Source organism: Aeribacillus sp. FSL W8-0870 (assembly GCF_037963755.1).
Classification (GTDB): Bacteria; Bacillota; Bacilli; order Bacillales; family Aeribacillaceae; genus Aeribacillus; species Aeribacillus composti.
The window spans coordinates 1,069,602-1,089,890 of the sequence record NZ_CP150165.1; the positions used below are offsets into that span (position 1 = coordinate 1,069,602).

Below are 20,289 nucleotides of genomic sequence, written 5' to 3' on the forward strand. Positions count from 1 at the left end.
GAGAAATCTCGTTTAGCCAAGTTTTTCTTATCGTACGAAATATTTTGATATGTTTACAATAGTGGCGAGGGAATGAGTTCCGTGTCAATGACAAGGAGTGTAGCACTCCATAAACATCATTTTAAGTTTGAGGAGGAAGCAGTAAATGACAAAAAAGCGCCGTCTGTTTACATCTGAATCCGTAACGGAAGGGCATCCGGACAAAATTTGCGACCAAATTTCAGATGCGATTTTAGATGCCATTTTAGAAAAAGATCCGAACGCACGTGTAGCTTGCGAAACATCTGTCACCACCGGACTTGTATTAGTCAGTGGAGAAATTACGACAAGCACGTATGTGGATATACCAAAAATTGTGCGAGAAACGGTCAAAGAGATCGGCTATACGAGAGCTAAATACGGTTTTGATGCTGAAACTTGTGCTGTTTTAACATCAATTGATGAGCAATCACCCGATATTGCTGCAGGGGTGGATAAAGCTTTAGAAGCGAGAGAAGGACAAATGACTGATGAAGAAATTGAAGCGATTGGCGCTGGAGATCAAGGGTTAATGTTCGGTTTTGCATGCAATGAAACGAAGGAATTAATGCCTCTCCCGATTTCCATTGCCCATAAGCTTTCACGCCGGCTTACAGAAGTTAGAAAAAGCGAAGAAATTCCTTATTTGCGTCCGGACGGAAAGACGCAAGTTACGGTAGAATATGATGAAAATGAACAGCCGGTTAGAATTGACACAATTGTCATATCGACTCAACACCATCCGGAGGCAACTTTAGAACAAATTAAGCAGGATATTAAAGAAAAAGTAATTGATCCGGTTGCTCCAAAAGAACTGATCGATGAAGAAACAAAATATTTCATCAACCCTACCGGACGTTTCGTTATTGGCGGACCACAAGGAGATGCAGGATTAACGGGACGAAAAATCATTGTCGATACTTACGGAGGCTATGCGCGCCATGGCGGAGGAGCTTTCTCAGGAAAAGATCCGACGAAGGTAGACCGATCTGCAGCTTATGCGGCTCGTTACGTAGCGAAAAATATTGTCGCAGCCGGACTTGCAGACAAATGCGAGGTTCAGCTGGCCTATGCAATTGGTGTGGCGAAACCTGTCTCTATTTCTGTTGATACGTTCGGTACTGGCAAAGTAAGCGAAGATGTTTTAGTTGAATTAATTCGCAATAACTTTGATTTGCGCCCAGCTGGCATTATAAAAATGCTTGACTTGCGCCGCCCGATTTACAAACAGACAGCTGCTTACGGTCATTTCGGACGCAACGATCTAGATTTGCCATGGGAACGCACAGATAAAGCGGAAGCTTTGCGCGAACAAGCTCATCAATATTTGTAAAATAAAAAAGGTGTCCAATGCGATGCATGCATTAGACACCTTTTTGCTTTTATGGTCCGAATGCGACAAAACAGATGGTGCCTGCTGAAGCTCCTAGAACTATTCCCGCCAGCACATCTGAAGGGTAGTGTAGGCCAAGAAAAATTCTTGATAGTGCCACACTGAATGCGAGAGGAAGCAAAATCCATGTTAAGGCTGGAAAAAAGAGCAAAAATGGTGTAGCCACTGAAAATACAGCTGTCGTATGTCCAGAAGGAAATGAATGGTCAGTTAACGGATTTTCTAACATTTTTGTTTCAAATAATGTAAGATAAGGCCGTCTGCGTGGATAAATTCTTTTCACAATGAAAACCGGAATATGACTGAAAAAAAGAGCAGCTGAACTTGCCAAGGCAACAGTTTTTACAGGTTCATTAAAAAATAACATCAGCATTAAACATGTTGCAATTGAAAAAACAGCCCCTCCTAAATGAGTAATATACCGAAAATAAACATTCAGTCCTTTTCGTTCAAAATGCGAATTAATCAGTTTGAACAACTTGCACTCAAATTGGTAAAGCTGATTCAGCAGTCTGCCCATGTTAAAGTTCCTCTTTTCAAAAAGCAAAAATTCTTATAAAAAATTTTCTCTCATATTTATGTAAACTTCAACAAATCTAATAAAAATTTTACAAAATTTTAAAAATACATGAAGCTGCCCGGTAAAGAATGACATTTGAAAGAGAAAGTTTTAAAATGTTTTTATAAGCAATTTATATGTTGTTCATACGAGCAATATTTTTATAATATTGAGCTTTTTCGATATACTCGCGACGGATGCGTTCCATATCTTGAAGATCTTCTTCTGTTAATTCTCTAATCACTTTGGCGGGTCTTCCGAATGCTAAAGTTTTCTCAGGTATCTTTTTGCCTGGCGGGACAAGACTGCCTGCACCGACAAAAGCGCCTTTTCCGATTTCTGCTCCATCCAGAATAATCGAACCCATTCCAATTAGAGCTCCTTTCCGCACAATCGCACTATGGAGCAGAACTTGATGGCCGACGGTTACATCATCTTCAATAATTAACGGTTTATTTGGGCTCTGGTGCAGACAGCATTGGTCTTGAATATTGACCCGATTTCCAATAATAGTTGGGGCGACGTCACCGCGAATAACCGTCTGAAACCAAATGCTTGATTCATCTCCTATTTGAACATCGCCGGTGATTGTGACAAAATCAGCTATATAAGCCGAATCGCTAATTATAGGTTTTTTGTCTTTATATGGATAAATAACCATGGGAACCATCCTTTTCTTTTTTTCATATTATAACAAATTTTCCGCCATGTTCGGAAAGGAGTTAATTATGTGGAAATGGGTAAGTTCTAGTCCTAAAGCTGCGATTGTCATCATTCATGGAGCTTTAGAACATCATGGACGTTACAAATGGCTGATAAAAAAGTGGCAAACAAACGGGTACCATGTTGTTATGGGGGATTTGCCAGGACAAGGAAATTCATCCTCCAGACGGGGACATGTCCAATCGTTTGATGAATATATTGATGAAGTTGACCGTTGGATCAGGGAGGCTCAATCTTTCCAATTGCCGCTTTTTTTGCTGGGGCATAGCATGGGCGGTTTAATAGCCATACGTACGCTGCAGAGAAATAAAATTCCGTTAAACGGGGTCATTTTATCTTCGCCATGTTTAGGAATTTTGCAAAAACCGAGTAAAGCGCTCGATCTTTTGGCAAAAGGATTAAATATTTTCGCGCCTAGGGTACGCTTTGATTCCGGTTTGACAGTTGAGATGGCAACGAGAAATAAGGAAACTCAAGACATAAACAGAAACGACTCCCTTTACGTAAGAAAAGTTTCTGTGCGCTGGTACAGAGAGCTTCTTCATGCTATTGAACTAGCATTTCAGCAGCTTCCGCAGTTTCCAGATGTCCCTCTTTTCGTCATGCAGGGAGGAGAAGACAAAATTGTTGATAAATCAGCAGTTCAAAAATGGTATAGTCAGTTGAATCTCACGAAAAAGAGCTATAAAGAATGGGAAGGACTATATCACGAAATTTTTAATGAACCGGAAAGAGAACTTGTTTTTCAAGATGCGTTGAGATTTACAGAAAGCCATTTAACATAAACACTGGAATTTTACAATGAAGAGGTGAGTTGATCTTTGAGTATACCTGAACACCCTATCAGCCTTATGTCAAGAGTTTATAGGGAAATTCTTCCGACCGTCCATTATTACTTAGATGGGTGGAAAAAAAAGGCTGAGGAAATACCGAATCCTGAATTGAGAAAGCAGGCGCTTGCAAGCATAAATACGAAGGCATTTCATTGCGAAGGAGGAAGCATTTTAGCGCTTTTGTCGAACTCTCATATAGAGGAATGCATAGAGTTTATCGTTGCTTATCAAACGATTAGCGATTACTTGGATAATTTATGCGACAGAAGCACTTCTTTTGATCCGGAAGATTTCCGCATGCTGCACCAATCAATGAAGGATGCGCTGTCGATTCATGCAGAATTAAAAAATTACTACCAATTTCGTGAGGACCAAGATGACGGCGGATATTTAAAAGAGCTTGTCATGACATGCCAAAGAATGCTGAGCCAATTGGAGAACTATCCGGTTATAGCTGGCTATTTGATGGAGCTTTGCGAATATTATTGTGAACTGCAAGTACATAAGCATGTAATAGAAGAGGAAAGAGTGCCAAGGCTAGTACAGTGGTTCGAACAATATAAATCTTCCCTCCCGGATATGCGGTGGTATGAATTTTCTGCCTGCGCTGGATCGACATTGGGCATTTTTTGTTTAGTCGCCTATGCATTTCAGCCCAGCTTTAACGAAGCGATTGCCAAAAAAATTAAAGACGGTTACTTTCCATATGTGCAAGGGCTTCACATTTTATTGGATTACTTTATTGATCAAGAGGAGGATCAATTGGAGGGCGATTTAAATTTTTGCAGTTTTTATGAAAGCACATCAGAAATGATGGAACGATTAGCTCATTTTGTACATGAAGCGGACAAAAATTTAAAAGGTATTCCGAACGAAAATTTTCATAAATTAATTAACCGCGGATTGCTCGGCATTTATTTATCTGATGACAAAGTATTAGTACATAAAGATTTAGGAAAGCTGGCTAAAAAATTAATAAAAAAAGGAGGAACAACCTCCGTTTTCTTTTATGTGAATGCTAGGGCATATCGAACGTTCCGAAAATGGAATTTGATTAAATCTTCTTGATGGATAAAGCTGGCCGGGATATTATTCCCGGCTATTTTGCTTGTGCGCCCGGCATGGGTGTAATCTATAGGGTGAAAGTCCCGAGCTGCGAAGGCAGAAGTAGCAGTTAGCTTAACGCAAGGGTGTCCGTGGTGACGCGGAATCTGAAGGAAGCGAGCGGCAAACTTCCGGTCTGAGGAACACGAACTTCATATGAGGCTAGGTATCACTGGGTGAGTTTGCAAGACAAAACAAAGCCCTTTCTGCCGAAGGTGATACAGAGTAAATGAAGCAGATGGATGGAAGGAAAGATTACACTCTTACCCGGGGAGGTCTGGCTGGCACGCCAAGTAACCTTGGTAACCTATCTAGTGATAGATAGCTGAACAGTCAGAAGTCAGCAGAGGTCATAGTATTAGTTGGTCTAGAACAACTAAGAAGGACCGAACAATTAAGAGAGAATAGCCCTTGGCATTCAGTGAGTCATGATGAACACAGAAAACGTAGTACCTCACTTGAGGGAGGAAGCGGTGAATCCCGTGGGAGATCTCTTGGAGGGTGGAGTGACCACTGGCATAAAGAGAACAGCTATTCACGGAAGTTATAAAGACTTGCGTCAATTATCTTAATTGAACCGCCGTATACGGAACCGTACGTACGGTGGTGTGAGAGGACGGGAGTTAATCGCTCCCTCCTACTCGATTTTCGATTGCTACAATAAACGGAGGGGAATTTTTTTGGTTTAAAAACCGGTATTCAAGTACATGAGCAGTATGTTGATCGATTTGTTCGGCAAATTTAAGAAGCTCATCTCTCTCACGTTTTCCTTCCGGATGGCCGTGATAAACGACCAGCACGATCATTCCACCGGGTCTTAGTATGGATAAAAGCTGCTTTACTGCTTCAATAGTTGATTCTGGTTTTGTCACAATGTTTTTTTGGCCACCGGGCAAATAACCGAGATTAAACATCGCACCGGCGATATGATTGTGATGTTTTTTCGGAATCGTATTGAAAATGTCATCATGGCTGGAATGAAACAAAGTAACACGGTCGATTAAACCGGATTCCTTCAACCGTTTTTTTGTCTCTTCAAGCGCTTGTTTTTGAATATCATATCCAAACACATGACCTTGTTCGCCAACGAGTTGTGCTAAAAAGACGGTATCATGTCCGTTCCCGACTGTTGCATCAATAACGATATCGCCGTTTTGGACAGCGGAAGCCATCAATTTTTTTGCAAATGGAAGAATGCGAATGAGGTTCATTTTGACATCACTCGATCTTTTGTATAATACTTCCCTTGGTAGCTGTTTCGTTTTTCGAGTTCGGCATCAATGGCATTCAGCACTTCCCATTTGTTAACGCTCCACATCGGCCCTATCATTAAATCGATCGGACCGTCGCCTGTAATGCGATGAACGATCATTTCAGGAGGCAGTACCTCTAGCTGATCGCAAACTAATTGTACATATTCATCAAAGGATAAAAAGCGCACCATCCCTTTTTCATATTGCTTAACCATCGGTGTACCTTTTAACAAATGGAGCAGATGAATTTTAATTCCTTGAACATCCAGCTTAGCAACTTCTTTTGCAGTTTCCATCATCATATCGTACGTTTCAAGCGGAAGACCGTTTATGATGTGTGTGCAAACTCGGATTCCGTGCTTTCTGAGCTTGTTAACTCCTTCCACATAACATTCATAATCGTGCGCACGGTTAATTAAATCAGCGGTCCGCTGGTGAACGGTTTGCAATCCTAATTCAACCCAAAGATATGTCCTCTCATTTAATTCCGCCAAATAATCAACAACATCGTCAGGCAAACAGTCAGGCCTTGTAGCAATGGACAAACCGACAACTCCTTCGAGACCTAATACCGTTTCATATTTCTCACGAAGAACTTCCACGGGTGCATGAGTGTTTGTAAATGCCTGAAAGTAAGCAATATACTTTCCGTTTTTCCATTTCTCATGCATTTTGCTTTTAATGTCGTGAAATTGCGTAACAAGATCATCAGCTCTGTTTCCGGCAAAATCGCCCGACCCTGCGGCACTGCAAAACGTACACCCGCCATGTGCTACCGTACCGTCGCGGTTTGGACAGTCAAATCCTCCGTCTAAAGCAACTTTAAACACTTTATCTCCAAATGTATTTCGTAAATGGTAATTCCATGTATGATACCGTTTGTTGTCATTCGTATACGGAAATGGATTGTGGTTCGCCAATTCCTACTCCTCCTGTTTCGATATACTATCAAGACATTTTACCATGATTGCCAAACCAATCTCAAATAAGAATTTACCAGCTTTTTTCATGATGGAGCTTGCAGAAATAGCGAAAAATACAGTTGATGAAGAAATTCTTCATCAAGGAGGGGATTTGTTTGGCTACTAGACAATCCGTGGAAGAGTGCATTCAACATTGCCAGCAAGCATTGGAATATGCAAATGAGCAATATATTGAAGGACTGAAACAGGAGCATTACAATGATGAAGAATATACAAATGCACAGCAAAAGCTTCAAGATGCGCTTGCAGAAGTGGAAAAACTCAGTTTAAGCGCAAATGACCAGCAGCGGGAGCAGCTTCACCGCATGCGCCTTCAACTGCAGCACCTTCAAAATGAGATGATTTTGCTCGATCATTAAAATTCCAGGGCAAAGCCTGATTGTAGGCTTGCCCTTTAATTGCAATTATGATTTTTCATTTATTCTTTAGCCGATTTGATCTTATATATAAATTTGCATAAGGAAAGAATGGTTTTTGGAATAAAAACGAAAATATAGAATAAAAATATCTTTCAACAGATTGCGCAATTACCGATATAAAAGCTCGGCTCAATGCGAATGAACGATTACATTTTAAAACAAAATCGGGATCAGTTTGTTGAACATCAGTCAAACTTCTAGCAAAAGCTGTTATACGACTATGTACATCATAATTTTTCCCTAAGATCAAGAGCCCCGAACGAGTGAAATCATTCAGTGTTTTTTATATGCGGAATCAGAAATGTTGATTGCATCTTTTCTGTATTATGTGTACTATATAATGTAGTACACATAATACAAAAGAGTCCTTTTTGTAAGAAAGAAGGGTATTTGATGTTTGAAATTGACCCGAGAAGTGCCACTCCGATATATGAGCAGATCATAAAAAAAATGAAAGAACTATGTATCAAAGGTGTGTTAAAGCCTGGCGATAAACTGCCCTCTGTAAGAGAGATGTCTTCCATGATTATCGCTAATCCTAACACGGTTTCAAAGGCTTATAAAGAGCTGGAAAGAGAAGGCTTGATTGAAACGCTGAGAGGACGGGGGACATTTGTATCGAAAATGGTGCAGAAAAAGCTGGATGAAGAGAAAATTGAAATAATTAAAGAGGAGCTGCGGCAAATTATGATCGACGCATTTTATGCAGGAATCAGCTTTGAACAAATATACCAATGGATGAAAGACATGAATAACGAATTTGCCAATGCTTTTCATAAATAAAGTTTAGCAAAGAAAAAGTATTTGAATCTCTGCAGCGTGAGTTTCAGCTTGTTTGGCTAAAACGGTTCAGAAAAGATAAAGGAAAAACTTTGTTCGGAGGGCATATCTTATTCTTCTCGGTGTTATTCATGCAGCTTTGGCTGCCCATTAGCTAGGTAAAAAATCCCGGAAAAACGGCATAAATTCAATTAAACCAATGCGTATCGGTAAGATTCTTGTATGAACCATGCGAGTAAACGGGCAGAATTATTTTTTGTTGGAACCATTAAAAAATCCCAATCCATATATTTGTCATTTTAGCTATTGCAACCAACAAAAAAAACGAAAATTTCCAGTGAAATGTAAATGTAATAAAATAATAAAGGATTCTTAATTTTTTTCTCCTAAAATTATAAAAGGAAATATACATTTAAAGTGAAACTATTTTGATTTTAGTTCGTTCTAATTGTTGAGCTGCTTTAAGTTGAGGTGAATAAAATGTTAAAAGACCCAAAGATATTAATATTAACGGCAAATTATGGAAACGGTCATATCCAAGTTGCTAAAACATTGGAGCAGTCTTTGCATAAGATGGGAATCAACAACGTAAAAGTTTCTGATTTAATTAGCGAGTCTCATCCAATTATGGCGGAAATTACAAGATATTTATATTTGAAAAGTTTTTCCATCGGTAAGCAATTTTATCGGTTATTTTATTATAGTGTGGACAAAATGTCTAACAAACGCATTATGAATTTGTATTTGAAGCTTGGACACCGCAAGTTGAATCAGCTAGTAAGGGAGATAAATCCTGACATCATCATTAATACATTTCCTATTTCCGTTGTGCCTGAATATCGCACGCGGACAGGCGTGTTCATCCCGACATTTAATGTGCTGACCGATTTTTGTCTTCACCGAGTATGGGTTCATAAAAACATTGATAAATATTATGTTTCGTGCGACGATGTGAAGGAAAAACTGACAATGCTCAACATCCATCCAGCGCTTGTCAAAGTAACCGGAATTCCTATTCGGCCGCAGTTTGAAGAAAAAATGGAAACGATCGATTTATATAAAAAATACAATTTGGATCCGAACAAGAAAACTTTGTTAATTGCTACAGGCGCACATGGAGTTTTAAAAAATGTAAAAGATTTGTGTGAATCATTTTTTACACGAGATGACATGCAAATAGTCGTTGTATGCGGAAATAACCAATCGCTGAAAGATGAGCTTGAACCGCTTCAGTATATTCACCCGGATCGAATAAAAGTTTTTGGCTATGTCGAAAGAATCGATGAGCTCTTTCGCATTTGTTCCTGCATGATAACAAAGCCTGGAGGGATTACTCTCAGCGAGGCGGCCGCATTAAAAGTTCCGCTTATTCTCTATAAACCTGTTCCGGGGCAGGAAAGGGAGAATGCCGATTTGTTTGCAGCAAAAGGGGCGGCGGTTGTCATCAATAAGCTTGAAAAAGTTCAAGAGACGGTCAATGATTTATTTAACCACCCTGAAAAAATGGAAAAAATGAAAATGAGCATTGCTGAATTATATAGACCAAACGCTGCTGACACGATCTTGCAGGACATTTTAAATGAAGCAGAAATGCTGCTTGATTCAAGCTTGAAAGGGTCTGTCAATTATTAATTATTAGACTGAAATCCAAATTTTTCGACATTGACTTGCATGAACTCATAAAATTCATTAAAATAACAATATGATAAGTGGATGAAAAAGCAAGAACGGTGAAAAGGATCAGTAGTGGATAAAGGCGTCTAGAGAGTTGACGGAAGGTGAAAGTCAATCGTTGTTTATTCACGAACTCCCCTTTGAGTTGCGGGTGTGAAATGTATTCCGGTACAGACTAATGCCCGACGTGTTTCCACGTTACGGAACAGAGTGAGTGCATTTGCGCTAATTTGGGTGGTACCGCGGGAAATTGTCTCTCGTCCCTTCGTCGTGGGGATGGGAGTTTTTTTATTATTTGACGCTTATACATATATATAGCAAAGGAGGATTTTTACATGTCTTACAACCATCGTGAGATTGAGAAAAAATGGCAAGATTATTGGCTAAAAAACAAAACATTTAAAACAGAGGATGATTCCGATAAACCGAAGTTTTATGCATTGGATATGTTTCCGTATCCTTCGGGAGCTGGTCTTCATGTAGGCCATCCTGAAGGTTATACGGCAACCGACATTTTGGCGCGAATGAAACGGATGCAAGGATACAATGTTCTCCATCCGATGGGATGGGATGCATTTGGACTTCCGGCTGAGCAATATGCTTTAGATACCGGCAACGATCCTGCGGAATTTACGAAAAAAAATATTGATAATTTTCGCAGACAAATTCAATCACTAGGATTTTCCTATGATTGGGATCGGGAAGTAAATACAACTGATCCAGAATATTACAAATGGACGCAATGGATCTTCTTAAAACTTTATGAAAAAGGACTTGCTTACATTGATGAAGTGCCCGTCAACTGGTGCCCGGCACTCGGAACTGTTCTTGCAAATGAAGAGGTCATCGACGGAAAAAGCGAACGGGGAGGACATCCTGTTGAACGCCGTCCGATGAAACAATGGGTGTTAAAAATCACCGAATATGCTGACAGGCTGCTGGAAGATTTAGAAGAGCTTGATTGGCCGGAAAGCATAAAGGAAATGCAGCGAAATTGGATCGGCCGGTCGGAAGGTGCGGAAGTTCATTTTACAGTCGATGGAACTGATAAAACCTTTACTGTTTTTACTACTCGTCCTGATACGCTTTTCGGTGCTACGTATACAGTGCTTGCGCCTGAACATCCGCTTGTGAAAGAAATTACAACCGAGGAACAAAAAGAAGCGGTGGAAGCCTATTTAGATCAAATTAAAAGTAAAAGCGATCTCGAAAGAACGGACTTGGCGAAGGAAAAAACAGGCGTGTTTACCGGAGCCTATGCTGTAAATCCTGCCAATGGAGAAAGATTGCCGATTTGGATTGCCGATTATGTTTTAATGAGCTATGGTACAGGTGCGATCATGGCCGTGCCTGCCCACGATGAACGGGACTATGAATTTGCGAAAAAATTTGACCTGCCGATTAAAGAGGTTGTCGCTGGAGGAAACATCGAACAAGAAGCTTATACAGGAGACGGCGAGCATGTAAATTCCGACTTTTTGAACGGATTGAATAAAGAAGAAGCAATTGAAGCGATGATCAAATGGCTGGAGGAAAACAAAAAAGGACAAAGAAAAGTGACATACCGTCTCCGAGACTGGTTGTTCAGCCGTCAACGTTATTGGGGTGAACCGATTCCGATCATCCATTGGGAAGACGGCACGATCACAGCTGTTCCTGAAGAGGAGCTGCCGTTAGTGCTTCCGGAAACAGATGAAATTAGACCTTCGGGAACCGGTGAGTCACCTTTAGCGAATATTGAGGCTTGGGTGAATGTCGTTGACCCGAAAACAGGCAAAAAAGGGCGGCGCGAAACAAACACAATGCCTCAATGGGCGGGAAGCTGCTGGTACTATTTGCGCTATATTGACCCGCACAATTCAGAACAATTAGCTGATCCTGAAAAATTGAAAAAATGGCTGCCTGTGGACATTTATATCGGCGGGGCTGAGCATGCTGTTTTACACTTGCTGTATGCCCGTTTCTGGCATAAATTTTTATACGATATCGGAGTAGTTCCGACGAAAGAACCGTTCCAAAAATTGTTTAACCAAGGAATGATCCTCGGCGAAAACAATGAAAAGATGAGCAAATCAAAAGGAAATGTCGTCAATCCTGATGAAATTGTTGAAAGCCACGGAGCGGATACTCTCCGTTTATATGAAATGTTCATGGGTCCGCTTGATGCATCCATTGCATGGTCAACAAAAGGACTCGACGGTGCAAGAAGATTTTTAGATCGTGTATGGCGGCTGTTTGTAATGGAAAATGGCGAGTTGAATCCGAAAATCGTCGATGAACCGTCTCAAGAGCTTGAACGCATTTATCACCAAACAGTGAAAAAGGTAACGGAGGATTATGAAAATCTGCATTTTAACACAGCTATTTCGCAACTGATGGTATTTATTAATGAAGCTTATAAAGCGACAATTCTTCCGAAAGAATATATGGAAGGCTTTGTAAAGCTTTTATCGCCGGTTGCTCCGCATATTTGCGAAGAGCTTTGGGAAAAACTCGGCCATTCTGAAACGATTGCTTATGAATCGTGGCCGGCATGGGATGAATCAAAGCTTGTCGAAGATGAAGTGGAAATTGTCATTCAAATCAACGGAAAAGTGCGGGCAAAGCTGCTTGTACCAAACGATGCTTCTAAAGAGGAAATGGAAAAAATCGCGATGGATGATGAAAAAATAAAAGAACAGCTTGAAGGCAAAACCGTTCGTAAAGTGATTGCTGTTCCTGGCAAGCTTGTCAACATCGTAGCCAATTAAGCTTGAATATCAATGAAAGGATGGCCATTTATGGTAAAAGAAATCACACCAAATGATCTCAAAACGAAGCTTGAAAACGGCGAAAAATTAGACATTATTGATGTCCGCGAGGAAGAAGAAGTAGAAGAAGGCATGATTCCACAAGCAAAACATATTCCGATGGGAGAAATCCCGGACCGCATTGAAGAATTTGATAAAGAAAAGGAATATATTTTCGTCTGCCGCTCAGGAAGAAGAAGTGAAAATGTTTGTTTATATTTACAGGATATTGGTTTTAATGTCATCAATATGGTTGGCGGAATGCTCGAATGGACAGGGGAAACCAAACCGAAGAGCGAGATAAAAAAATAAGTGGAAAAACCGCGCTTAAGTAGGCGCGGTTTTTTCCTTATAAAGGAAGATTAGCGTGGCAAAACAGTAAACCATACCGCATGTAATACTCGGCTTGTGCGTAAAGTAAAATTAAATTTGTATCCAAAACAGTAAACCATACCGCATGTAATACCCTCAAAATCCCCATAAAAACTGCCGACATCCCTTTATTAAAAGTGTCATATTTGTACAAGCATAAAAGTATATTGGAAGCAACGAGATAAATAAAGGGAGTGTGAAGAAATTGAGCTATAAAGTCGCCATTTTTGACGAAGAGCATGAAAAAGATTTAGAAGAGGAAGTGAACGCTTTTTTAACTGCGCTTCCAAGCCAAAAATATATCGACATAAAATATCATGTAGCGGTAACATGCGATCAAAAAGGTGAACAAATTTACTGTTTTTCAGCGATGATTATTTACAAAGAATAAGAAGACTTTCACATTAATAATGAAAAGTCTATTATATTTAGTAAGAATGTAAACAGAATTAGACGTGAAGCGCAGGTTGATTGTAATTCAGAGAATCTTCGTCAATGCATCAATGTTCGCATGCGCTCCAAGCAGTTGCTATGCCCAGTGGATCTTGAAAGCTTATAAGCACTGATCCAGATAGGAAACACTTTATAAATTGTACCTGATGAGAGAAAGTCGAATAAAACTGAAATGGTCGCCATCGTTTTGCAGGATGGAAGACGGACTAACTCATGAAAAAGCTTTTTAAAACAAGCTTTGGACCCGCTTGAAAATCCTTGTTTATGGGGAATCTAGGTCTTTTTTTATTGGAAAAAAGATTTCAATGCCGTTCCGAAGCGACCGCACGAAAAAAAGGATGGCCAATTTTTTGAAGTTATCCTAGAACCTTTTGATTTGAAAGGAAAAAACGCTTCGCATCAACCAGAAATTGTAAGCGCTAAGACAAAAAAGGGTGATCATATGTATTACAGCGCAATATTGAATATGAAAGGAAAAAAGACAGTCGTTGTCGGCGGAGGGAAGGTAGCGGAAAGAAAAATAAAAGCTTTGCTCGATGCATGTGCTGATATAACGGTTGTCAGTCCCGATCTATCAGATCATCTTTTTCGAATGCATCAAGAAAAAAAAATATCGTGGAAACAAAAAACGTTTGAAAAAGACGATGTAAACGGTGCGTTTCTAGTCATTGCGGCAACGAATGAAAGGGAAGTTAATGAGCAGGTCTACCAGTCATGTGAAGCACATCAGCTGATCAATGTAGTGGATGCACCTGAAAAAAGCAATATCATTATGCCGGCAACATTTAAAAGGGGCGATTTAATCATCAGTGTATCAACGAGCGGGAAAGTTCCGGGGCTCGCCAGAAAATTAAAAAATAGTTTGGCAGAGCAGTTTGATGAACATTTTGCTGACTATGTTGAATTTTTAAAGGAAGGTCGAAAACGTGTCTTAGAAGAAATCAACGACCCAGAGCAAAAAAGGATGGTTTTACATCAATTATTAGACAAGAGCTTTTTAGAAGCTTCAAATGAAGAACGGCATAAGCAGCTGGAAATGCTTTTGAATGCGAACAGGTCTAGCGAATAGCTAAACCGGATCGCACATGGCCGTTCAACGGGATAGCGATTTGTGCAAAAAAAGAAGCGCCCCCAAAAGTCAGCTGCCCAGTTCATAAAAAACGTTCTTTCTGTAAAATTGGGCTTGTCACCTCACATTTTACTAGATAGGACGTTTTTTTGTGTGTTTTTAAAAAAAAAAAAGAGTAAGTTATCCTGACTTTTTAGACAGACCCATCAATTTATGCGCTTTGAATTAAAAAGGTAAGGTTTAAAAATGCAATTTGATACTATGCCATCCAAAACATTCCATTTAATACCATGACATTAAATGCGGATTAATTAGGTTCTTTAGTTATAACTGTTATTGTCACTAAAACTAAGATGGAAATTATAAATAAACCAATTGTAATAAAGGTATCTTTGAATAAAAAACTAGTGAATGCAGTCCATAATAATATTCCTATTGATAGAACTAACATTGGTTTAAAATTTTTAATCTTAACTAAATAAATAATACAAAAGGAAAAATATCGGATATGTGGATCCAAGGAAAATTAGGGCATTTATTCTATCAGTCTGTATAGATAAATCAAAAGATGTGATTAACATAAAAATCGGAATACTAAACACTGCTAATAATACGGATTTGTTACTATTCATTAGAATTATCCTCTTTTCATATTAAAATATACCATTATTATACTATTTTGAGACAAAAAATGTTAAATATGTATTTTTTTGATATTATACTATTGTATTGTATTTAAAAATATAAGAGGAGGAAAATGAAATGAAGTTCAAAGTAATCTCTTTACTGACCATTTACTTTTTTACTTCTCGGAACTGTATTACCTCACTTTGCCTCTGCTTCTACTTCTACTCAAAATCAGGGTTAACATGAACAGAACTCTCATCAACGTTTTTAAAATAACGCTTTTTCTCTTTACGAATGACAGATTGTATCCATCTAACCCCAACATGCGCAGATAACATTTTAAATCGTGAATTTACAGTAAGTAAACCGAATGAAAAATGGATAACGAATGTGATAGAACTAAAATATGGTTTTTCAAAGAAAGCTTATTTAAGTGCTATTTTAGACCTTTGATGGTTCTATTGTTAGCTATGTATTTAGCAATCTAATAATAATAAGCTAGTGTTTTACACGTTAGTCAAAGAAATTCCTTCTATTCATGGTAAGCATATTTACTATATAGTGATCGAGGATTTCAATTTACTTCACATGGATTTAAAGGAAGAATTGATCAAGTAGGGTTAACACATAATATGTCTCGTGTTGGACGATGTATAGAATAATGGTCCAATGGCATCCTTTTGGGGAACAGTAAATGTGAAAAATATTATTTACATAAGTACGATACATTTGAAGAGCTAAAGAAGGCGATTGACGAATACATCCAATTTTACAATTACCATCTTTATCAAGAAAAATTAAACGGTCTCAGTCCTTTGGAATATAGAGCCAAGACCGCTTAGATCAACTTTTATTATTTCCACTAACTACTTGACAGGAGGCAGTTCAACTTATCGGTTCGCCCTTTTCTACGTAACGGCTTGCGTACAAGCCTGCCAGCCGTCCTGTTACGAGCGCAGCCGTGATGTTGTAGCCGCCCGTGTAGCCGTGAATATCCAATATTTCGCCGCAAAAATAAAGCCCGTTCATTAGTTTAGAGGCCATCGTCTTTGGATCGATTTCCTTTATAGAAACGCCTCCGCCGGTCACAAACGCTTTTTCGATTGGAAGCGTGCCGTTTGCTTCGAAGCGGAAATCTTTCACTAAGTGGACAAATTGGCGCAGCTTATCTTTTGAAAGTTGGAAATATGTCATCGAATGATCGATTTCGGATTCCTCCAGCAAAAATAGCAAATATCGTTCAGGCAAGAGACCTTTTAATACATTTTTAACAGCTTTTTTCGGTTCGCCTTTCAATTTAAGCAAAATATGCTGAAAAAGATTTTCTTCATTTTCAGTAGGAAAAGCGTCAATTGACAACGTCACCGTTTTTTCTTTTTTCAATTGTTTTACAACAAATTGGCTGCATCTTAGTGCAGCAGGACCTGATACGCCAAAATGGGTAAAAATAAAATCCATTTTGTGCGTAATAATTGGTCTGCCCTTTTGATTCAACACACTTAAAGCCGCATCTCTTAACGACAGGCCTTGCAATTGTTTTGTTCGGATAAACGGTTCATTCGAAGTAATCGGCACTTCAGTTGGAAATAATTCCGTCACAGTATGACCGGCTTTTTTTGCCCACACGTATCCGTCTCCAGTACTTCCGGTATGAGGGACAGATTTTCCTCCGACAGCAACGACAACAGCTTTGGCAGGAATAAAGGTTTTATTTTTCAACCAGATTCCTTTTACTTTGCTTTCACTGTATTCGATGTTTTCAACCGGATGATTTGTTTTAATTGTAACGTTCAGCCTTTTTAGTTCGGAAAGTAGCGCATTGACTACGTCTTGAGCTCTATTTGATACTGGAAACATCCGGCCATGGTCTTCCTCTTTTAAACGAACTCCAAGGTTTTCGAAAAAGCGTATAATGTCTTCATTATTAAATTGCGAAAAAGCGCCATACAAAAATCGTCCGTTGCCGGGAATATTTTTGATAATTTCTTCAATTGACCGGCGATTTGTTACATTGCACCGTCCGCCACCGGAGATCGCCAGCTTTCTTCCTAATTTTTCTCCTTTATCGACTAACAGCACGTTCGCTCCGTTTTCAGCGGCGGCGATGGCGGCCATCAATCCAGATGGTCCCCCTCCAATTACTGCTACATCATAATTCATATTCTCACAACCTTTAAGAAGTTGATGTTGCTTGTCCAATTTATTCGTACTTTTACATTGATCCTAGTTTCGTCTACATCTCATTATAAAAAGATGAATTTTTGAATTCAATGAGTGATGACTATATCTTAGTTCCTAGTGAATGTGGTAAAATGTTATAGTTGAAAATTTTTGTTAGAAACAATGGTGAGCAAAAGATGTCGGATAAATTATTAAGAGGGACGTTTATTTTAACATTAGGTACATATATTTCAAGGATTTTAGGAATGATTTATGTCATTCCGTTTTTCGCGTTGGTTGGAGAAACGGGAAGTGCTTTGTATCAATATGGATATGTTCCGTATACGATTTTTTTAAGCATTGCGACAATGGGATTTCCTATGGCCATTTCAAAATTTGTCGCAAAATATAATTCCATTGGTGATTACGAGACAAGCCGCAGAATGTTTCGATCTGGGATGCTGTTTATGCTTCTTGGAGGAATTTTCACTTGTTTTATTTTATTTGTGACTGCGCCTTTCTTTGCGGAACACCAGCTTGGCCAACAGGAGCTGCAAGGTGTGACAGTTGAGGATGTCACATATGTTATACGAATGGTCAGCCTTGCGCTTATAGTTGTTCCGATCATGAGTTTAATACGAGGTTTTTTTCAAGGGCATCAGTCAATGGGCCCGACGTCCGTTTCCCAAGTAATAGAACAGCTAGTGCGCATCATTTTTTTGCTTGTTTCCAGCTATATCATTTTAAAAGTATTACATGGCGATATCATTACAGCGGTGGGTTATGCGACATTTGCCGCCTTTGTTGGCGCCATCGGCGGGCTGTTCGTCCTTTTTTTGTATTGGATGAAAAGAAAAAATTCCTTATTGGCGATGCAGGAGAACAAAATTGAACCTTCCGGCATTTCCACGAAGCAAATGTTTCTCGAGGTGTTCAGGTATGCCGGTCCGTTTGTATTTGTCGGACTAGCTATTCCTTTATATCAATTTGTCGATTCTTTTACGTTTAATAAAGCTATGATTCAGGCGGGAGAAGGCGAAAGAGCGCAAGAATTATATGCCATGGTCAATTTTTTAGTGAATAAAATTGTCATGATTCCTGTTTCTTTAGCAACTGCTTTTGGCTTAACGCTCGTGCCGGCCATTACAAATGCGTTCACGAATCAAAACTTTCCGTTTGTTAGAAGACAAATTGACCAAGCGTTTCAAACATTAATGTTTCTCGTTCTCCCTGCATCCATTGGGATCATTATTCTTTCCGAACCAATCTACATGTTTTTTTATAATGACAACGAAACAGGTGCGAGCATTTTAGCTGCCTATGCACCGATCGCTTTGCTTTTTTCTTATTTCACTGTTTCAGCCGCCATTTTGCAGGGGATTAATAAACAAAAATTGGCTGTCATCAGCCTTGCATTCGGTCTTCTGCTAAAAATTTGTTTAAACAGCTGGCTTATCACGCAGTTTGGTGCATACGGTTCAATTATGGCAACTGCGATCGGGTTTCTTGGCTCGCTCATATACGGATTAATGATGATTCGCCGTCATACAGGCTACTCGTATAAAAGATTTTGGAAAAGAACAATATTTACGGGAATTTTGGTCATCTGTATGTCAATTGTCGTTGTAGCGTTTTCCTCTCTCTTCACTGTCTTTTTTGATTACCATGCAAGTAAAACAAATGCCGCCATCATGGTTGGAATTGCTGCATTATTAGGAGCAGGCTCGTATTTTTGGCTGGCTAAGCAATCAGGATTCCTAAAAGTTATTTTTGGAACTAGATTTTTAAGTAAGAGGAAGGAAAGGGGGTAGATAATATGCGTATTGATAAACTATTAGCACATGCTGGCTACGGCAGCAGAAAAGAAGTAAAAAAGCTGCTAAAGGAACGGGCCGTTCATGTTAATGGAGAAGTGGTGACGGATCCGAAAACAAATGTCGACCCGAATAAACAAGAAATCATCATTAACGGTGAACAGGTGTTGTACAAAGAACATGTTTATTTCATGATGAACAAGCCAGCTGGTTTTTTATCTGCTACAGAAGACAACGTCCAAAAGACTGTGGTCGATTTGCTTGATCCGGAAGATCTTCGCTATAATCCCTTTCCTGTCGGCAGGCTTGACAAAGATACCGAAGGGCTATTGCTGTTAACATCGGACGGACAGCTTGCCCATCAATTAACATCGCCCAAGAAAAATGTTCCTAAAAAATATTTTGCGGAAGTTATTGGTCTAGTGGCAGAGGAAGATGTCGAGCGGTTCAAAGCAGGTGTAAAACTTGATGACGGTTATGTTACAAAGCCTGCCTTGCTTGAAATTATTAAGGCAGACGACATTTCTGAAGTTTTTGTCACCATAACGGAGGGGAAATACCATCAAATTAAGCGGATGTTTTCTGCTGTCGGAAAAAAAGTGAAATATTTAAAACGAATCCAAATGGGAACGCTTGAACTAGATCAAACATTGCAAACAGGGGAATATCGAGAACTGACAAAAGAAGAATTAGAACAACTGCGATCGATTCAAGGGCAGCCGGGCGATTCAGCCGATTTTCCTTTGTAGTTTGAAAAACGTTCAAATTGAACTTCCGTTTTTTAAAAAGGCGGACAAACTGGCGCCGAAAAAGGTGGAAATTGCTTGCAACAGCAGACAAAAAGGGGCTGAGACCAAAAGTTATGTAACTTTTGGATCAGCCCCATATATGTATGTGAACGAATAACCAAATTTTCTTTTTTTAGTAGCTAGGATGACATCTTGACCTTCTTGCTAGTTGTTGCCCATTTTCCTCTTGCAGGACTGTGCACTAAATCGTTATATGCTAACACGTTTAAATCCCTCTGAATCGTTCTGGGGGTAATACCAAATTCATCGACAAGCTCTTGAGTTGTTACTGTACCCCTTTCATGAATGAACATGTAGACGGATTTGATTCGGGTTAGCATACGGTTTGTTGAAGGTTTCAAAAAACCACTCCCTATCATTTAATGCATCGAAATCACAAACCTACATACTCTTCAATGTCCATGCATTAGATGTCAAACTCCTAAAGTGGTACAATTCCATTATACACAATTTACAT

19 protein-coding genes and 1 other annotated feature are annotated in these 20,289 nt (G+C 39.3%); of the genes, 13 read left to right on the forward strand and 6 right to left on the reverse strand.

Features of this window, described 5'->3' with window-relative positions:
- The first annotated feature begins 145 nt into the window (after window positions 1-145).
- On the forward strand, window positions 146-1,351 hold the full coding sequence (gene metK, locus NSU02_RS05270; protein ID WP_311067002.1) for a methionine adenosyltransferase: 1,206 nt from the start codon (window positions 146-148) through the stop codon (window positions 1,349-1,351).
- A gap of 49 nt (window positions 1,352-1,400) precedes the next feature.
- Here metK and NSU02_RS05275 read toward each other — a convergent pair whose 3' ends face one another.
- The gene (locus tag NSU02_RS05275; protein WP_339194555.1) at window positions 1,401-1,931 is read right to left on the reverse strand and encodes a phosphatase PAP2 family protein; all 531 of its coding nucleotides are present in this window, start codon (window positions 1,929-1,931) and stop codon (window positions 1,401-1,403) included.
- Between the two features lie 172 nt (window positions 1,932-2,103).
- A complete protein-coding gene (locus NSU02_RS05280) occupies window positions 2,104-2,631 on the reverse strand; it encodes a gamma carbonic anhydrase family protein (protein WP_094245285.1) in 528 nt (175 codons plus the stop codon).
- A gap of 67 nt (window positions 2,632-2,698) precedes the next feature.
- On the opposite strand from NSU02_RS05280, the gene NSU02_RS05285 reads away from it, so the two are divergent.
- Together NSU02_RS05285 and NSU02_RS05290 are read left to right on the forward strand one after the other, a co-directional pair.
- On the forward strand, window positions 2,699-3,478 hold the full coding sequence (locus NSU02_RS05285; RefSeq protein ID WP_339194559.1) for an alpha/beta hydrolase: 780 nt from the start codon (window positions 2,699-2,701) through the stop codon (window positions 3,476-3,478).
- Between the two features lie 36 nt (window positions 3,479-3,514).
- Entirely contained in the window at window positions 3,515-4,594 is a 1,080-nt protein-coding gene (locus NSU02_RS05290) for a tetraprenyl-beta-curcumene synthase family protein (protein ID WP_063386578.1), read from the forward strand.
- 659 nt (window positions 4,595-5,253) lie between these two features.
- Here NSU02_RS05290 and NSU02_RS05295 read toward each other — a convergent pair.
- Together NSU02_RS05295 and NSU02_RS05300 are read right to left on the reverse strand one after the other, a co-directional pair.
- On the reverse strand, window positions 5,254-5,841 hold the full coding sequence (locus NSU02_RS05295) for a class I SAM-dependent methyltransferase (RefSeq protein WP_094245288.1): 588 nt from the start codon (window positions 5,839-5,841) through the stop codon (window positions 5,254-5,256).
- Window positions 5,838-6,803, reverse strand: a complete 966-nt coding sequence (locus tag NSU02_RS05300; protein WP_066249458.1) for a TIGR01212 family radical SAM protein — start codon at window positions 6,801-6,803, stop codon at window positions 5,838-5,840. Before NSU02_RS05300 ends, NSU02_RS05295 begins: the two co-directional genes overlap by 4 nt.
- A gap of 43 nt (window positions 6,804-6,846) precedes the next feature.
- Between NSU02_RS05300 and NSU02_RS05305 the strand changes: the two genes are divergently transcribed.
- The 8 genes from NSU02_RS05305 to NSU02_RS05340 all read left to right on the forward strand — a co-directional run bounded on the left by NSU02_RS05305 (window position 6,847) and on the right by NSU02_RS05340 (window position 14,422).
- On the forward strand, window positions 6,847-6,972 hold the full coding sequence (locus NSU02_RS05305) for a hypothetical protein (RefSeq protein WP_339194565.1): 126 nt from the start codon (window positions 6,847-6,849) through the stop codon (window positions 6,970-6,972).
- Window positions 6,962-7,225 (forward strand): YtzC family protein, encoded by a 264-nt coding sequence (locus tag NSU02_RS05310; RefSeq protein WP_063386581.1) that lies wholly within the window; start codon window positions 6,962-6,964, stop codon window positions 7,223-7,225. The genes NSU02_RS05305 and NSU02_RS05310 overlap by 11 nt, the downstream gene beginning before the upstream one ends.
- A 453-nt stretch (window positions 7,226-7,678) precedes the next feature.
- Window positions 7,679-8,068 (forward strand): GntR family transcriptional regulator, encoded by a 390-nt coding sequence (locus NSU02_RS05315; RefSeq protein ID WP_311067003.1) that lies wholly within the window; start codon window positions 7,679-7,681, stop codon window positions 8,066-8,068.
- A 477-nt stretch (window positions 8,069-8,545) separates the two neighbouring features.
- The gene (locus NSU02_RS05320) at window positions 8,546-9,697 is read left to right on the forward strand and encodes a diglucosyl diacylglycerol synthase (protein ID WP_063386583.1); all 1,152 of its coding nucleotides are present in this window, start codon (window positions 8,546-8,548) and stop codon (window positions 9,695-9,697) included.
- An 89-nt stretch (window positions 9,698-9,786) separates the two neighbouring features.
- Window positions 9,787-10,007, forward strand: a binding site (T-box leader).
- A 67-nt stretch (window positions 10,008-10,074) separates the two neighbouring features.
- Window positions 10,075-12,489, forward strand: coding sequence for a leucine--tRNA ligase (gene leuS / locus NSU02_RS05325; RefSeq protein ID WP_339194570.1), 2,415 nt, complete (start codon window positions 10,075-10,077; stop codon window positions 12,487-12,489).
- Window positions 12,490-12,519: 30 nt separating this feature from the next.
- Complete coding sequence (locus tag NSU02_RS05330) at window positions 12,520-12,840, forward strand: rhodanese-like domain-containing protein (protein ID WP_339194573.1); 321 nt, start codon at window positions 12,520-12,522, stop codon at window positions 12,838-12,840.
- 265 nt (window positions 12,841-13,105) lie between these two features.
- On the forward strand, window positions 13,106-13,291 hold the full coding sequence (locus NSU02_RS05335; RefSeq protein WP_063386586.1) for a sporulation protein Cse60: 186 nt from the start codon (window positions 13,106-13,108) through the stop codon (window positions 13,289-13,291).
- Between the two features lie 504 nt (window positions 13,292-13,795).
- Window positions 13,796-14,422: an NAD(P)-binding protein gene (locus NSU02_RS05340; RefSeq protein WP_339194576.1), complete on the forward strand. Its 627-nt coding sequence runs from the start codon at window positions 13,796-13,798 to the stop codon at window positions 14,420-14,422.
- 1,512 nt (window positions 14,423-15,934) lie between these two features.
- Here NSU02_RS05340 and NSU02_RS05345 read toward each other — a convergent pair.
- Entirely contained in the window at window positions 15,935-17,209 is a 1,275-nt protein-coding gene (locus NSU02_RS05345) for an NAD(P)/FAD-dependent oxidoreductase (RefSeq protein ID WP_339194579.1), read from the reverse strand.
- A 197-nt stretch (window positions 17,210-17,406) separates the two neighbouring features.
- Between NSU02_RS05345 and NSU02_RS05350 the strand changes: the two genes are divergently transcribed.
- Together NSU02_RS05350 and NSU02_RS05355 are read left to right on the forward strand one after the other, a co-directional pair.
- A complete protein-coding gene (locus NSU02_RS05350) occupies window positions 17,407-19,020 on the forward strand; it encodes a polysaccharide biosynthesis protein (RefSeq protein WP_066249479.1) in 1,614 nt (537 codons plus the stop codon).
- Window positions 19,021-19,025: 5 nt separating this feature from the next.
- Window positions 19,026-19,772, forward strand: a complete 747-nt coding sequence (locus tag NSU02_RS05355) for a pseudouridine synthase (RefSeq protein WP_339194583.1) — start codon at window positions 19,026-19,028, stop codon at window positions 19,770-19,772.
- A gap of 179 nt (window positions 19,773-19,951) precedes the next feature.
- Here NSU02_RS05355 and NSU02_RS05360 read toward each other — a convergent pair whose 3' ends face one another.
- Window positions 19,952-20,173, reverse strand: coding sequence for a DeoR family transcriptional regulator (locus NSU02_RS05360; RefSeq protein ID WP_327855809.1), 222 nt, complete (start codon window positions 20,171-20,173; stop codon window positions 19,952-19,954).
- Between the last annotated feature and the right edge of the window lie 116 nt (window positions 20,174-20,289).

Excerpts from the sequence above, each read along its gene's own strand:
- leuS (WP_339194570.1), top strand. The coding sequence starts at position 10,075 with ATGTCTTACAACCATCGTGAGATTGAGAAAAAATGGCAAGATTATTGG.
- NSU02_RS05280 (WP_094245285.1), bottom strand. The coding sequence starts at position 2,631 with ATGGTTATTTATCCATATAAAGACAAAAAACCTATAATTAGCGATTCG.
- NSU02_RS05320 (WP_063386583.1), top strand. The coding sequence starts at position 8,546 with ATGTTAAAAGACCCAAAGATATTAATATTAACGGCAAATTATGGAAAC.
- NSU02_RS05340 (WP_339194576.1), top strand. The coding sequence starts at position 13,796 with ATGTATTACAGCGCAATATTGAATATGAAAGGAAAAAAGACAGTCGTT.
- NSU02_RS05275 (WP_339194555.1), bottom strand. The coding sequence starts at position 1,931 with ATGGGCAGACTGCTGAATCAGCTTTACCAATTTGAGTGCAAGTTGTTC.
- NSU02_RS05345 (WP_339194579.1), bottom strand. The coding sequence starts at position 17,209 with ATGAATTATGATGTAGCAGTAATTGGAGGGGGACCATCTGGATTGATG.
- NSU02_RS05285 (WP_339194559.1), top strand. The coding sequence starts at position 2,699 with ATGTGGAAATGGGTAAGTTCTAGTCCTAAAGCTGCGATTGTCATCATT.
- metK (WP_311067002.1), top strand. The coding sequence starts at position 146 with ATGACAAAAAAGCGCCGTCTGTTTACATCTGAATCCGTAACGGAAGGG.
- NSU02_RS05355 (WP_339194583.1), top strand. The coding sequence starts at position 19,026 with ATGCGTATTGATAAACTATTAGCACATGCTGGCTACGGCAGCAGAAAA.
- NSU02_RS05305 (WP_339194565.1), top strand. The coding sequence starts at position 6,847 with ATGATTGCCAAACCAATCTCAAATAAGAATTTACCAGCTTTTTTCATG.
- NSU02_RS05315 (WP_311067003.1), top strand. The coding sequence starts at position 7,679 with ATGTTTGAAATTGACCCGAGAAGTGCCACTCCGATATATGAGCAGATC.
- NSU02_RS05330 (WP_339194573.1), top strand. The coding sequence starts at position 12,520 with ATGGTAAAAGAAATCACACCAAATGATCTCAAAACGAAGCTTGAAAAC.
- NSU02_RS05350 (WP_066249479.1), top strand. The coding sequence starts at position 17,407 with ATGTCGGATAAATTATTAAGAGGGACGTTTATTTTAACATTAGGTACA.
- NSU02_RS05295 (WP_094245288.1), bottom strand. The coding sequence starts at position 5,841 with ATGAACCTCATTCGCATTCTTCCATTTGCAAAAAAATTGATGGCTTCC.